Source organism: Marinobacter albus (assembly GCF_030238305.1).
Classification (GTDB): Bacteria; Pseudomonadota; Gammaproteobacteria; order Pseudomonadales; family Oleiphilaceae; genus Marinobacter; species Marinobacter albus.
This window is the reverse complement of sequence record NZ_JASSQD010000001.1, coordinates 494,672-508,320: the sequence shown is the minus strand read 5'-3', so window position 1 is coordinate 508,320 and position 13,649 is coordinate 494,672. Positions and strand designations below refer to the sequence as shown.

The window sequence follows — 13,649 nt, the reverse complement described above, 5'->3', positions numbered from 1 at the left end:
CGGACCAGCTAAAGGATTCTCACTATGAACATTCTTGTGATCGGCAACGGTGGCCGCGAGCATGCCCTGGCCTGGAAAGCGGCCCAATCCCCGGCGACAGACCGCGTGTTTGTCGCGCCGGGCAACGCAGGGACCGCCCGTGAGCCGGGCCTGGAAAACGTCAACATCGACGTTATGGACCTCGACGGGCTCGCCAACTTTGCCGCCGCCAACAACGTCGGTCTGACCATTGTCGGACCGGAGGCACCGCTGGTTGCCGGTATCGTTGACCGTTTCGAAGAACGTGGTCTGCGGGTCTTCGGTCCCAGTGCCGGTGCCGCCCAACTGGAAGGCTCCAAGGCCTTTACCAAGGATTTCCTGGCGCGGCAGAAAATACCCACCGCCGCCTACGCCAACTTCACCGACGTCGATGAAGCCCTGGCCTATGTCCGCGAACAGGGTGCGCCCATCGTGGTCAAAGCTGACGGCCTGGCCGCAGGCAAAGGCGTGATTGTCGCCATGACCCTGTTCGAGGCTGAAGACGCGATCCGCGACATGCTGGCCGGCAATGCCTTCGGCGATGCCGGCAGCCGCGTGGTGGTGGAAGAGTTCCTGGACGGCGAGGAAGCCAGTTTCATTGTCATGGTCGACGGCGAGCACGTACTGCCGATGGCCACCTCCCAGGATCACAAGCGGGTCGGCGATGGCGATACCGGCCCGAACACCGGCGGCATGGGGGCTTACTCCCCGGCCCCGGTGGTTACCCCGGACGTGCACCAGCGCATCATGGACGAAGTGATCTATCCGACCGTGCGTGGCATGGCCGCCGAAGGGCATCCCTACAAGGGCTTTCTCTATGCCGGCCTGATGATCGACGGTGAGGGAGCGCCCAAGGTCATCGAGTTCAATTGCCGCTTTGGCGACCCGGAAACCCAGCCGATAATGCTGCGCATGCAATCTGACCTGGTTGAACTGTGCCAGGCTGCTATCGACGGCAAACTCGACCAGTGCAGCTCGGACTGGGACGAGCGCCCCGCCGTAGGCATTGTGCTGGCAGCGGGTGGCTATCCCGGAAGCTACAACAAAGGGGATGTCATATCGGGGTTGCCTGAAACAGAAACCGACGGTGAGAAAGTATTCCACGCGGGAACACGACTCAACGGGGATCAGGTTCTTACCAACGGCGGCCGCGTGCTCTGCGCCACAGCCCTTGGACAGTCCGTCACCGAAGCGCAGCAGCGCGCCTACAAGGTTGCTGCAAAGATCCAGTGGAAGGGCGTCTACTTCCGCAAGGATATTGGTTATCGGGCCATTGCCCGGGAAAAATAACACCAAAAAGCCCGGTCTCGCCGGGCTTTTTGGTGGTTGATATCCTGGGAACACATTAGCAAACCAGGATGCGCTCAAGCGCCCCACGAATACTGCCCGGAATCGCAACAGCGTGATTCTTTTCCCGGTCAACAAACACGTGGACGACCTGGCCAAGCGCAGCCGGGTCCATATCGCCGTTCCTGAACAGACCCAGCTCGTAGGTCACCGAGCTGTTGCCGATCCTGATCACCCTGAGCCCGGCCTCCAGTGAGTCCGGATACGCCACCGGTTTTTTGAACTGACAGTTGGAGTTGACCACGTAGCCAACCACCGGTGCATTATTGATATCCAGCCCGCCAACCTCGATCAGGTACCGGTTGATGGTGGTGTCAAAGTAGGAGTAGTAGGTCACGTTGTTCACATGCCCGTAAATATCGTTATCCATCCACCGGGTGGTGATAGGGTAAAAAACACCAAACTCGTCTCGTTCCAAGGATTTCTCCGTTTACCAGTTTTATTGCGTTATGGCCTAATCAAACAGCACAACCTGACGAACGGCCTTACCGGAAGCCAGTTTCTCGAATCCGTCATTAATCTCATCCAGCGTCAGGGTATCACTGAGCAATTTGTCCACCGGCAGCTTACCCTGGCGAAACAGGGTGACATAACGGGCAAGGTCCCGAACCGGTACACAGCTGCCCACATAACTCCCCTTGAGGGTACGCTCCTCTGCCACCAGACTGACCTGCTGGATGGACACTTTCTTTTCGGGGTGGGCCAGGCCACCGGTGACGGTGGTTCCACCACGGCGAGTGATCTGGTAGGCGAATTCCAGGGCTTTTTCAGACCCGGCCATTTCAATAGCACAGTCAACACCGCCGTTGGTCAGTGCCTTGATCCTGTCGACACAACCCTCTTCACCGGAGTTAAAGGCGTGGGTGGCACCGAGTTCTTTGGCCAGTGCCAGTTTGCTGTCGTCGAGATCTATGGCAATCACCTCACCCGCGCCCGCAACCAGAGCCCCCAGCACACTGTTCAGCCCGACACCGCCAAGGCCGATCACAGCGACAGTCTGGCCCGCACTGATATCTGCCGAGTTAATCGCAGCGCCCACACCCGTCAGCACCGCGCAACCAAACAATGCTGCGTGGTGCAGGGGCAGGTCGGCATCTACCTTGACCAGCGAATCCCGCGACACCACCGCGTGGTCGGCAAAGGCGGATACCCCCAGGTGGTGGTTCACCGGGGTGCCGTCCGCCCGATGCAACCGGTGCTCACCGCTGACCAGGGTTCCGGCGTTGTTGGTTTTTGCCGCCGGCTCACACAGCGCCGGGCGGCCTTCTGCACAGGGTGCACAGTGACCGCAACTGGGTACAAATACCGCAACCACATGGTCGCCTTCCTTCAGATCGCGGACACCGTTGCCCACTGCCTTGACGATACCGGCCGCTTCGTGGCCCAGTGCCATGGGCACAGGCCGCGGACGGTTTCCATCAATAACAGAAAGATCCGAATGGCACAGGCCGGCTGCCTTGATCTGGACCAACACTTCATTGTCACCGGGCGGAGACAGTTCCAGCTCTTCGATCATCAGGGGCTTTGTATCCTGATACGGGCGCTCCGCCCCGATGGCTTGCAAAACTGCGGCTCGAATTTTCATGGCGTATTTCCTCAGTCGGTTTCTGTTCTATGGTCAGGCCAACGACGCAGACGGATCCTTTCGGCCAGCGGATACGGATCCGCGCTCAATGCGCCAGGTGGCGTCCACCAGATCAGCGGAGTGGCTATCGTCGGATTCCGCGATCAGTACCGTCAGGCCCTCTGCGCGCAGGTCGGCAATGACCTCGGACAAACGCCTGGCCAGGACCGGTGCGACGCCTTCAAACGGCTCATCCAGCAGAATCAGTTCCCGGCCCGGAATCAGCGCCCGGCCCAAGGCCACCAGTTTCTGCTGGCCGCCGGACAACTGCAGGGCCTTTCGCTCACCGAAGTCGGCAATTTCAGGCATCAGCGAATAGACCCATTTCAGGCGTTCTTCACCATCCTTGATGTTATTGGCCCACGCCGGCATGAGCATGTTCTCCGACACAGTCAGGTCCGGTATCAACCTGCGGTCCTCCGGCATGTAACTGATGCGCAGATTGGCCCGTCGGTGGGACGGCAGTTTGCTGATGTCCTGGCCCTTGAAGGTAATGGATCCCCGGGTCGCAGGCAAAAGACCCATAATGGTGCGAATCAGCGTGGTCTTGCCGGCGCCGTTATGGCCGATCAGACCTGCCATCTGGCCCTGCGGAATGCTCAGGTTAATGTCCCGCAGAATACTGATACCCTCAATGGAAACGTCGAGATTAGCAATTTCAAGGCTCATTTCAGGCGCCTCCTTCGGTTTTAGCCGTCTTCGGCTTGCCGGTCACCAGTTCCTGGACCTTCTCATCCGCCAGCACTTCGTCCACCGGGCCGTCCTTGATCACAATACCACTGGCAAAGGCCAATACCCGCGTAACGTATCGCTGAACAATTTCCATGTCATGCTCAACGAACAATACCGTCAGGCCCCGCTGGCGAACCGCCTCCATCACCGTGTCCATCAAGGTGTATTTCTCTTCCACGCTGACACCGCTGGTGGGCTCATCAAGCAGCAACATCCGGGGACTCCCCAGCATGGCAATGGCAATGTCCAGCAGCTTGCGTGCCCCCTGAGGCATGGCGGTAACCATTTCATTACGGTACTGGGCGATGTTCATCTGGGCCAGAATTTCTTCAGCCGCTTCCAGCCGATCTTTCGTGTGCACCGGCCGAATCATCTGGAACTGTTGATGGTCAGCAGCCGCCAGGGCGATCGCCAGGTTGTCGATCACCGGAAGCTCCAGAAACAATTGCGGAATCTGGAAGGAACGGGTCAATCCCTTTCTCATCAACTTGCGTGGCCCGAGGCCCTTGATGGGTTTGCCCCCGAACTCAATGGTGCCGCTGGACGGAGGCAGGTAACCGGTCACCATGTTGATGAAGGTGGTCTTCCCGGCGCCGTTCGCCCCAATGACCCCGACAATCTCCCCTTCGGTGATGGTTACATTGATGTCTTCAGCGGCTGTCACCGCACCAAAATACCGGGACAAACCGACGGTTTTGAGAATCTCGGTCATGAGGCCACCCCTTTCTTGCGGGTAAACAGGCTCCAGATGCCTTTGGGCAGGAAGAGAATGATCAGCAGTAGCACGATACCCAGGATCATTTGCCAGGCATTGGGCGCCAGTTCAATGGCATAGGTTCTTACCAGGGTGAAGATCAACGCGGCGATAAAGGGGGCCGCCACATGTCCTGTACCGCCGAGGATAGCGATGAACACGAACTCACCGGAAATGGTCCAGTAGGCCATGGTGGGGTCGACATGGCCAGCGGCCAGCGCAGTCATGGAACCGCCAATGGAGCCGACCGCAGCCGCTATCACATAGTTGATATAGAGCACCTGCTTGCGCGATACCCCCATGTACTCAACCCGCACTTCATTTTCCCGGATTGCCTCGCAGGCCAGGCCGAGACTGGAGCGGAAATAACGATTGAGAAACAGGGCAATGCCCAGCGCTAACCCGAGCGCCAGCAGCAGGGCGGTCCTTGAACTGCTCTCACCTGAACCCGGGGAGAAGCCCAGGATAGTCCAGTCCACAACACCGAAGCCGTCTGTGCTTCCCAGCCCATGGCTTTTGACCAGAAGCCCGTACAGAATCATCGAGAACGCCAGGGACAACATAGCGAAGAATATTTCCCGGTAGCGCGTGACAAGCAGCCCCAGAATCATGGCAACGCCAACCGTCACCGCGACACCAAGAACAATCAACAGCAGAGCATCCGTTATGCCCAGATAACGGCCACCCAGACCCACAGCGTAGCCGCCAAGGCAATAGAACAGCCCCTGACCAAACGACACCAGGCCCGCCCGCATAAGCATTACCACCCCCATCACCACCAGAGCAGTGGAAATAGCCAGGGTGGCGGTAAAAACAAGCCAGTTCGGAACCACCAGTGACGCCAGGGCAATGGCGACGGCGGCACCTATCAGGGATATTTCGCTTTTTTCCAGGATCATCAGATTTTCCTCGCAATCACCTGGCCAAACAGGCCATGGGGTCGGAAGATCAACACTCCAGCCATCACGGCATAAATGATGAACAGTTCCAGTTCGGGCATGGTGTGGATAGACGTCGCTCGCGCAAGACCGACGATGACAGCGCCCACGGCCGCGCCGGTGATGCTTCCCAGGCCGCCGGTTACCACGACTGCAAAGGCCAGTACAATGACCTCAATCCCGAGTCCCGGTACCACGGAGATAATGGGAGCTGTAATACCGCCGGCGAGGGCGCCCAGAGTTGCCCCGATCATGAAGGTGATAGTGAACATGCGGCGCACGTTAACGCCCATGGCTTCGGATACTTCCCGGTCGTGAATGATGGAACGCAGGATCTTGCCGATCTTTGTGCGCTCAAGCCAGAACCACAAGCCCACGCCAATAACCACCGAGACCACCAGCACCAGCAGGTCGTAACGGGATACGGTCAGTACATCAATGTTGATCCGGCCGAGAGCGGCGTATGGTTGGTACGCAAAGTAAGGGGTCGTGCCCCAGATCAGCTTCATTACGTCTTCGAGAATCAACAATACGGCAAACGTAATCAGCAGCATCAGGATCTCATCGCGACCATACATGAGCCTCAGTATGCCTCGCTCAATGGCCAGCCCGGTTAGCGCGCCGATCAATATCGCGGAGGCTGCGATAATGGCAAATGCCATAACCAGATTCTCTCCGCCCCCGGAGTAATACCACCCCAGCGCCGACGCGGCGGCATAGGCCCCCAGGGCGTAGAGGCTTCCGTGGGCCATGTTCAGAATTCTCATAACGCCGTAGATGACGGTCAAACCGGCCGCCACCAGAAACAACCAGGACGCGTAGATGAAACCGTCGATCAATATTGCCCAGACCGTTAGCATCGGTGTGTACTCCTAATATCGGACCACCGGCCGCCTTTCAGCGGCCGGTGGTTGATCAGTGGATCAGTTACAGTCGACTCCCGGAAAGCCTTCCTTGATCCATTGCTGGGCGTTGTAGCCATCCGGAGCAGACACACACTCGCCGGAGTAGGACCGGACATTGCGCAGTTCAGCCTCACCATTCTCAAAATGGTATTCACCGTAGGACATTGGCTGCAGGGCCTGATGACCACCCGCCAGGGCCATGCGCACAGTACCGCTTACGGATTCGAACTCGGCACCTTTGAGTGCTGCGGCCAGTTGCTCAGAACTGGGCACACCCTCGGCGCCAGAACTATCGGCGGCGAACTTCAGAGCCAGGACGGCTTGAGCGGCCTTGGAGGCCGGATAGCTTGGAGGTGTTCCATGCTCAGCAACATAAGTCTGGGTAAACCATTCGCTCAGGTCATTTTCCGGCATGAAGCCGCCGAAGGGCCCGCGACCACCCAGAATCGTGCCATTGGGTGCCTGGCCGTCAAAACGGTGCAAGCCGGATTCACCGGTGGTAAGAATCGCTGTCGCTTGCGACAGCAGGCCACGCACGTTTGCCTGAGCGGTGAAGGACTCCATATCTCCGCCCCACATGGACGAGTGAACAATGTCTGGACGCTCGGTCTGGAGTGCTGAAATCTCAGTACTGTAGCTGCCCTGGAAAAGCTGTGGCGTCTGGTTATTGACGATTTCAGCCTCCGGCATCAGTTGCGCCATGGCCAGGGTAAAATCCTGCCAGGAATCCTGTCCCCAGGCGTAGTTCTGCTGAATACCGGCAATGCGGACAGCGTCCGGACGGGTTTCCGCCAGATACCGTGCCGCCCCCACGTTATCCGCGACTGCGTCGAGACCGGTACGGAACATGTACTGGGGATCTTCAATCTCCTGGAACAGACGGGAGGTACCGCAGTCGAAGGCGATGGTGAACATCTTCATCTCTTCGGCCACCGGCCCGATCGCCAGGCAGTCGCCGGAGGAGATATAACCGATCACTGCATCGACGTCCTGGCGCTGAACCAGATTCCGGTACTCTTCAACCTGCTTGGTAGGACCACCCGCTTCATCGACGACGACAGATTCGAGTGTCAGGCCATTAACGCCTTTGGTGTTATAAGGCGCTGGCAGGCTGCCTTCGTTGATCGCCTTGATCACGATCTCCGCCCCTTGGGCAGCAGGCACCCCAAATGGCCCCGAGGCACCACCAGAAAGGAAGGTCACGAACCCCACTTTGAAGGATTCCTCGGCACTGGCGGTTGCTGCCATACCCATGACACCGACCGATGCCATGGCCACGGACGTTGCGGTACCCAGAAGCGTTTTTTGCCAGATGGGCCGTTGATTGGAATTTTTCATTTTGTTCTCCTTGATTGTTGTTTTCTGTCGTACTTCAGGTTGTGCTTTGTTTTGCCTTCATTGGTTTGAGTAGTGACCAATCGCGGTCAGCCACCGGGTTCACCGCGTCGCTTTTTCACCAAAGCGGGGGACGGTTTCAGGGATTCAGCATCGTAGACAACCCAGTTGCCCAACATGACGCGGGCAGGAGGGTATTGATCGTTGGCCACGGGCGTTCCGATGGCCTGGGCCTGAACTATCTGGTGGGTATCCGGATCGATGTAGGAAACGTAGCCCTCGGGATCTTTAGGCAGGGGTATTTCCAGCCCTTCCAGCGCCTCGATCATGGCGTCGGTATCGGTCACATCGCCGGCAATACGGATCGCCCGGGCTATGGCCAACATGCCAGCGTAGGCGCCCTGGGCGGAATAACTCGGGTAACGGCCGGATAACTCGTGAAAGCGGGTAACGAACCGGCGGTTTCGCTCCGTATCCGGCCAGTTCACGTGATGACGTGCAGACAGAATGAGTCCTTGAGGAGGATCATCCTTCAGGCTTACCAGCGTTTCGTAATCTCCGCCGGCATCAAAATTGGCCACACGCATGCGGCTGAACAATTGCGTGGTACGGGCCTGCTCCAGGAAAGCAATAAAATCACCACCCCAGAGAGAGACCACCAGTACATCCGGCGGGGACTCCAACAGTGACTGGATGTAAAGCGAGTAGTCGGGCTCATACAGTTTTGGCCAGTAGGTGCCGGTTTCCTCGTATGTGGTACCGACCTGATTCATGGCTTGCCTGAGATCGCGCCAGGCAACGCGACCATATTCGTAATCAGGTCCCAGGAAGGCGAGTTTCTGCCAGCCGTTCCTCTCTTGCAATTCTGCCAGGTAGCGGGCACCGGCTGCGTGTGAATACCAGGTGTCACTCGACACCCGGAAATAGTAGCGATGACCTTCCTCAAGGGAAGCTCGTGAAGACGCGTGATCGGTGCCCACCATAATGACCTTGCGCTGTTTCGCCATTCGGCTGACGGCCATACCCACTCCGGAACTGACCATGCCGCAAAGAATGTTTGCGTTGTCGTGCTGAATGAAATCTTCGGCCATCCGCACTGCGAAGGATGCTTTGGAGCGGGAATCGTCCACAATCACCCGCAAACGGGGAGCGTCGGGGTCGGAGGATAGCTCTTCAAGAGCGAGCTGGATGGCAACGATGCTGTCACGGCCAAAACTGGCTGAACGGCCCGTCATCGGATACATGCAGGCAACCGTGGCGTCGGCGTGACGTTCTTCTGCTCCCAGCTCGACCCTGCCCACTGGCGGAACCGATGGCTGGGCCACTGTATCGGCGAGAGGCGCTCCACTGACCAGCAGCGCCATCGCTGCAAACCAGGTGCGCCACGGCCGCGGGTACAGCCAGAAGCAAGGCAACAGGGTCGGCACTGCCTGATACAGGCGGGTGTTCGGTCCCGGCAAGTCAGCCTCCCGAGCCGGTCGTGTCCGGCGTGTGGTTCTGAATTATTTTTGTAAACCAGTTATCAGGATGGTGAGCAAAACCGGGGCCAATGCACCAAAGAAAGGCTGAGAGCGGGCCTGAGAGGTCCCCCAGTTAGCCGCTGCGCGATACATATACGGAATCATGAGCGGTATCCGCTCATTGGCGGCTAAGGTAATGAGCGGAACCCGCTCGCTAGCCCAACCTCAATCTCTGCAAACGGCGTTTGAACGCGTGCCGGGACAACCCCAAATTCTCGGCGGCTTTTCCTTTGCGACCGCCGGTTTTCTCGAGGGCATCCAGCAACAGCTTGCGCTCGGTCTGCTGCAAATGCTGGTCGAAGGACGCACCGGCCTGATCCTGATCTTCCGATGGCGCAGGGTTTGTGGCCAGGAATTCGCCTGGCAGTTGATGGGGGCGGATCAAATGCCCCGGATAGAGAATGGTTAGCCGCTCCACCAGGTTACGCAGCTCCCGTACGTTGCCCGGCCAGCTGTAGGCACTCAGGCAGGCCAGTGTTTCCTGCAGCATGGTGATGGGCCGGCAACCCTCTTCCCGGGCCTGGGATTCAATGAACATTTCCAGCAATTTACTGACATCATCCTCCCGATCCCGCAAGGGTGGAATGGTAAGCTCAATGACGTTCAGCCGGAAATACAGGTCCTCCCTGAAGTGCCCGTTGCGGACCTCCGCTTCCAGCGACCGATTGGTCGCAGCTATCACCCGGACATCCGCGGTAGCATTGGCGCCACCCCCCACGGGTCTATAGTCGCCGTTTTCCAGGAAATGCAGGAACTTGGCCTGCAGGGAGAGCGGTAACTCTCCAATCTCATCCAGAAACAGCGTGCCATTATGCGCCAGAGCCACCAGACCGGGTCGCTTCTGGTGAGCACCCGTATAGGCGCCTTTTTCAGCACCGAAAAGTTCCGCCTCAATTAGCTGCTCAGGCAGAGCCGCGCAGTTGATCTCCACAAAGGCTTCGGTGGCTCGGGGGCTATGTTCGTGAATGGCCCGTGCCACCAGCGCCTTCCCGGTGCCAGACTCGCCCAGTAACAGAATCCGGCCAGCGCTGCTCGCCGATATCCGTTGGACCTTCTGCCAGAGTTCCTGCATGGCGTTGCTGTCGCCCATCAGCCCGGAGGACGAAGCAGCCCTGCTGCGGTGGTAGGCCAACTCATCGCGCATCTGGGTCCGCTCAGCGACTGAATCAACCAGATGAAGCAGTTCATCCAGGGCAAATGGCTTAGTCAGGTAATCTGTGGCGCCGGCTTTTACTGCCTGCACCGCCGCCCGCGTATCACCATGAGCCGAAATCATCACTATCGGCAAATCCGGGTAAAGACGGGCGGTTTCATTCAGAACGTCCATGCCACTCATACCTGGCAGCCGCAAATCCAGCAGCATCAGGTCGGGGAGACCCCGCTCAAGCATTGACAAGGCATCCTCACCGGTATGAGCACAAACGGCGCTATACCCGGCTTCCTGAAGCGCAAAGGTCAAAGACCGTACAAAACTCTTTTCATCATCAACGATCAGAATGTTCAAGCGCATAATGGTTTGCAGGGTCTCGCTTTTTTATTGGTCTGTTGTCAGGTTACCACTCTTGCCGGCAGGTAAGGTGACTAACACCGTTGTTCCCTGGCCGGGCATGCTGCGAATATCCATCTCTCCTCTGTTTAACTCGATAAGCTGACGGCTTATGCTGAGGCCAAGCCCAGTACCGTCGGAGCGTGTTGTGAAGAATGGTTCTGCTACGCGGCTGAGGGTTTCCCCAGACATGCCACTACCGTTATCGGTTATTTCCACGGTCAGACAGTTACCATTGCGATAGGCTCTCAGGTGCACGATCCCACCTGGTTCACAGGCCTGAATTGCATTGGCCACAAGATTGACGAGGCATTGAATGGTCTGGTCCGGACTGGCATGAATGGTAAGGCTTGAATCGCCAGTGGCACTGACGGTCACCTGACGACTGTCCGCCAGCCCGGAAGTAAGTACCCTGGCATGGCGGAAAACTCTGCGAATCTCCACCTGCTGGGCCTCACCCGGTACCGGCCGGCCGTAATCCAGAAGATCCCCGACGACACGATTAAGGCGGTCAATTTCATCCTCAACCGAAATCAGCAACTCCCTGCGCTGTTTGTCAGGCTCGCGCCTCTCCAATGCCTGAACCGTCAACTTTATTGTGGCCAACGGGTTACGAACCTCATGAGCAACACCAGTCGCAAACTCACCCAGCACGGCCATTTTTTCAGCTTGAACGGTGCGCTGTATCATCTCCTGCAGCCGGTCTGCCATTGCGTTGAAGGCGTGGGCCAGGACGTCGATTTCGTCGTTGTCATTTTTGGGGGCCTGCAAGCGAAAGTGCAGGTCGCCGGAGGCAAAGGCTTCCGCCCCTTCCGTCAACCGGGCGACCCGGCGGCGCAGGCTCCTGGCAAGCGCCCAGAACAGAATAACGGTTCCCAGTGCCAGCACACCGGCCAGGGCGTAAAGTCCCAGTTGGGCGTTGCGCAACGGGCTCAGAATCTCACCTGCAGAAACCACATAATCAATGCGCCACCCGGGCAACACTTCCGGGCCGGTACGAAGGCCTTTCGGCACCGTTGCCTGGAGGTTACCCGTGGCATCCAGCAGCTCGCCGTCGGGGGTGCGCAAGTACGGCCGCAACACTCCGGCCAGGTTTTCCGTGCGCATCAGTTCCGTCAGGGATGCCAGCCTCACATGCAGGGCAATCGCGCCCTGCACAGCCTGCTCAGCTCCGGCTCGCAGGGGCTGGCGTATGAGCAACCAGGCCGGGCCGCCGCTGCCCGGTAACGATGGCCCTATGATTTCACTGATACCAAAATCAATGACTGGCAGCCCCGCCAGGGTCCAGCCTTCACGGTTCCAATAGGGGCTTCCGGAGGCAGCCTGGCCCGGAACCACTTCCAGCAGGTTATTGCCACTATCAAAAAACAGGATGCCATACAGATCCGGCGAGTCGGCCTCTACCCGCACCAGCTCTCTCACACCTTCGGGAACCGCCTCACTGTAAGCCAGATACAAAGGCATGGAAGGGTGAGTAGACAACGTTTCCAGTTGATAAACGCGATTTTCAATGAAATTGGTCAGCCGGTTAGCGTTACCGGCAACCTGAGCTTCAAGACGCTCGCCTGCGAGCCGTTCATTAACAGAGTCCGAAACTGCTGTATAGAGCGCACTGAGCACTGCGACAGAGCCAATCATCAGGGTGAGGGAAATGAACGAATAACGGCCAACCAGACTGAATCTGGGCTTCATGACAACCTCATGATGATTGTTATTGGCAAACGCTAAATAGAGTAGATGCTTTGAAAGATTTCACAAACACCCACAAGGGTCCTCAACAGGACGCTGTAATCCCTCGACCCCGTCCTTGACCGGGTCTTTTTTTGGGGTAGTGTAAGCGCTTCCGTAAACGGACGTTTAAAACCCTTCCGCAAGGAGCCTGCCCAATGACAGCCCGACCCATTTTTCCCATGATCGCGTTGCTGATCAGCACTCTGTTGCTCAGTGCCTGTTCCCGCCACAGTCTGTACGACAACGCCATCAGTTGGGAGCGCTCCGGAGCCGGGCTTGAGGCGTCCAGTATTCAGGTGGATGACATGACAATCGCTTACCTGAGCAACGCGGAACCGGTGGACGGAGAAACCATCGTACTTATCCACGGCTTTGCCGCCAACAAGGACAACTGGACCCGGCTGGCACGGGAACTGACCGACGAGTTCAACGTATACGCAATCGACCTGCCCGGCCATGGCGACAGCAGCAAGCCACTTGATCTTGGCTATTCCCTGGAGGAACAGACCGAGCGTCTGGCTGAGATTTTGCAGGCGCTGTCCATCGGCAATACGCACATGATGGGGAATTCCATGGGCGGGGCCATTACGGCGCTCTACGCCGCTAGTTACCCAGGCCGCATCAAGACCGCAGTCCTGTTCGATCCGGCCGGCATTTTTGAGTATGAAAGCGAGCTGGTGGACTTGGTCATGGAGGGCGATAACCCGCTGATTCCCTCGAAGCCCGGCGATCTGGAGCGACTGATGGACTTTGCGCTGGAGCAGAAACCCTTCGTTCCCTGGCCGATCCTGGATGTCATGGAAGAAAAGGCGATTGCCAACCGGCCAGTCAACGAGGTGATTTTCGACGCCATCCGAGATAGCGGCTATGAATCGGCGTTTCGTGCCCGCCTCGCACTGATCCGGGATCCGGTGCTGGTGGTCTGGGGCAAGGAAGACCGGGTCATCAATTACCGCAACGGCGAGCTGTTCGTGGCAGCCATTCCCGATGCCCGCCTCCAGCTGCTGGACGATATTGGCCACGCTCCGATGATTGAGGCACCGGAACGCTCCGCCGAACTCTTTCGCTCATTCCTTGAGTCGGCGCATTGAACCGCCAAGATTTCGAATAAATTCAGCAGATTCCACGTTCATCGACTACACCGGGCCGGTAAAACAGGATAGCCTTGCAGGCATTGCCCAGTGTTGGATGAAAGAAAT

General features: G+C 57.9%; 12 protein-coding genes. 2 read left to right on the top strand and 10 right to left on the bottom strand.

The window, feature by feature from the left end; all coding sequences use genetic code 11:
• The first annotated feature begins 24 nt into the window (after positions 1-24).
• On the top strand, positions 25-1,308 hold the full coding sequence (gene purD, locus QQF73_RS02360; RefSeq protein WP_285367094.1) for a phosphoribosylamine--glycine ligase: 1,284 nt from the start codon (positions 25-27) through the stop codon (positions 1,306-1,308).
• A 55-nt stretch (positions 1,309-1,363) separates the two neighbouring features.
• On the opposite strand, the gene QQF73_RS02355 is transcribed toward purD, so the two are convergent.
• The 10 genes from QQF73_RS02355 to QQF73_RS02310 form a co-directional block, all read right to left on the bottom strand.
• Positions 1,364-1,783, bottom strand: coding sequence for an acyl-CoA thioesterase (locus QQF73_RS02355; RefSeq protein WP_345782946.1), 420 nt, complete (start codon positions 1,781-1,783; stop codon positions 1,364-1,366).
• 36 nt (positions 1,784-1,819) lie between these two features.
• Positions 1,820-2,950 carry a zinc-dependent alcohol dehydrogenase family protein gene (locus QQF73_RS02350; protein WP_285367093.1) on the bottom strand — a complete coding sequence of 377 codons (1,131 nt, stop codon included), beginning with the start codon at positions 2,948-2,950 and terminating at the stop codon, positions 1,820-1,822.
• Between the two features lie 33 nt (positions 2,951-2,983).
• Positions 2,984-3,658, bottom strand: a complete 675-nt coding sequence (locus QQF73_RS02345) for an ABC transporter ATP-binding protein (protein WP_219867034.1) — start codon at positions 3,656-3,658, stop codon at positions 2,984-2,986.
• A gap of 1 nt (position 3,659) precedes the next feature.
• A complete protein-coding gene (locus QQF73_RS02340; RefSeq protein WP_219867035.1) occupies positions 3,660-4,433 on the bottom strand; it encodes an ABC transporter ATP-binding protein in 774 nt (257 codons plus the stop codon).
• On the bottom strand, positions 4,430-5,374 hold the full coding sequence (locus QQF73_RS02335; protein WP_219867036.1) for a branched-chain amino acid ABC transporter permease: 945 nt from the start codon (positions 5,372-5,374) through the stop codon (positions 4,430-4,432). Before QQF73_RS02335 ends, QQF73_RS02340 begins: the two co-directional genes overlap by 4 nt.
• Positions 5,374-6,273, bottom strand: coding sequence for a branched-chain amino acid ABC transporter permease (locus QQF73_RS02330; protein ID WP_219867037.1), 900 nt, complete (start codon positions 6,271-6,273; stop codon positions 5,374-5,376). Before QQF73_RS02330 ends, QQF73_RS02335 begins: the two co-directional genes overlap by 1 nt.
• Before the next feature lie 63 nt (positions 6,274-6,336).
• Positions 6,337-7,656 (bottom strand): ABC transporter substrate-binding protein, encoded by a 1,320-nt coding sequence (locus tag QQF73_RS02325; RefSeq protein WP_219867038.1) that lies wholly within the window; start codon positions 7,654-7,656, stop codon positions 6,337-6,339.
• Between the two features lie 86 nt (positions 7,657-7,742).
• Positions 7,743-9,113 carry an ABC transporter substrate-binding protein gene (locus tag QQF73_RS02320; protein WP_285367091.1) on the bottom strand — a complete coding sequence of 457 codons (1,371 nt, stop codon included), beginning with the start codon at positions 9,111-9,113 and terminating at the stop codon, positions 7,743-7,745.
• A gap of 214 nt (positions 9,114-9,327) precedes the next feature.
• Positions 9,328-10,683, bottom strand: coding sequence for a sigma-54-dependent transcriptional regulator (locus QQF73_RS02315; RefSeq protein WP_285367090.1), 1,356 nt, complete (start codon positions 10,681-10,683; stop codon positions 9,328-9,330).
• A gap of 24 nt (positions 10,684-10,707) precedes the next feature.
• Positions 10,708-12,411, bottom strand: a complete 1,704-nt coding sequence (locus QQF73_RS02310) for a sensor histidine kinase (RefSeq protein WP_219867041.1) — start codon at positions 12,409-12,411, stop codon at positions 10,708-10,710.
• A gap of 194 nt (positions 12,412-12,605) precedes the next feature.
• Here QQF73_RS02310 and QQF73_RS02305 point away from each other — a divergent pair, with 194 nt between their 5' ends.
• The gene (locus tag QQF73_RS02305; RefSeq protein WP_219867042.1) at positions 12,606-13,541 is read left to right on the top strand and encodes an alpha/beta fold hydrolase; all 936 of its coding nucleotides are present in this window, start codon (positions 12,606-12,608) and stop codon (positions 13,539-13,541) included.
• Positions 13,542-13,649: the final 108 nt, after the last annotated feature.

Bases quoted from the DNA above. Each gene is read 5' to 3' on its own strand.
- QQF73_RS02305 (WP_219867042.1), top strand. From the start codon at position 12,606: ATGACAGCCCGACCCATTTTTCCCATGATCGCGTTGCTGATCAGCACT.
- QQF73_RS02310 (WP_219867041.1), bottom strand. From the start codon at position 12,411: ATGAAGCCCAGATTCAGTCTGGTTGGCCGTTATTCGTTCATTTCCCTC.
- QQF73_RS02350 (WP_285367093.1), bottom strand. From the start codon at position 2,950: ATGAAAATTCGAGCCGCAGTTTTGCAAGCCATCGGGGCGGAGCGCCCG.
- QQF73_RS02325 (WP_219867038.1), bottom strand. From the start codon at position 7,656: ATGAAAAATTCCAATCAACGGCCCATCTGGCAAAAAACGCTTCTGGGT.
- QQF73_RS02330 (WP_219867037.1), bottom strand. From the start codon at position 6,273: ATGCTAACGGTCTGGGCAATATTGATCGACGGTTTCATCTACGCGTCC.
- purD (WP_285367094.1), top strand. From the start codon at position 25: ATGAACATTCTTGTGATCGGCAACGGTGGCCGCGAGCATGCCCTGGCC.
- QQF73_RS02315 (WP_285367090.1), bottom strand. From the start codon at position 10,683: ATGCGCTTGAACATTCTGATCGTTGATGATGAAAAGAGTTTTGTACGG.
- QQF73_RS02335 (WP_219867036.1), bottom strand. From the start codon at position 5,374: ATGATCCTGGAAAAAAGCGAAATATCCCTGATAGGTGCCGCCGTCGCC.
- QQF73_RS02340 (WP_219867035.1), bottom strand. From the start codon at position 4,433: ATGACCGAGATTCTCAAAACCGTCGGTTTGTCCCGGTATTTTGGTGCG.
- QQF73_RS02345 (WP_219867034.1), bottom strand. From the start codon at position 3,658: ATGAGCCTTGAAATTGCTAATCTCGACGTTTCCATTGAGGGTATCAGT.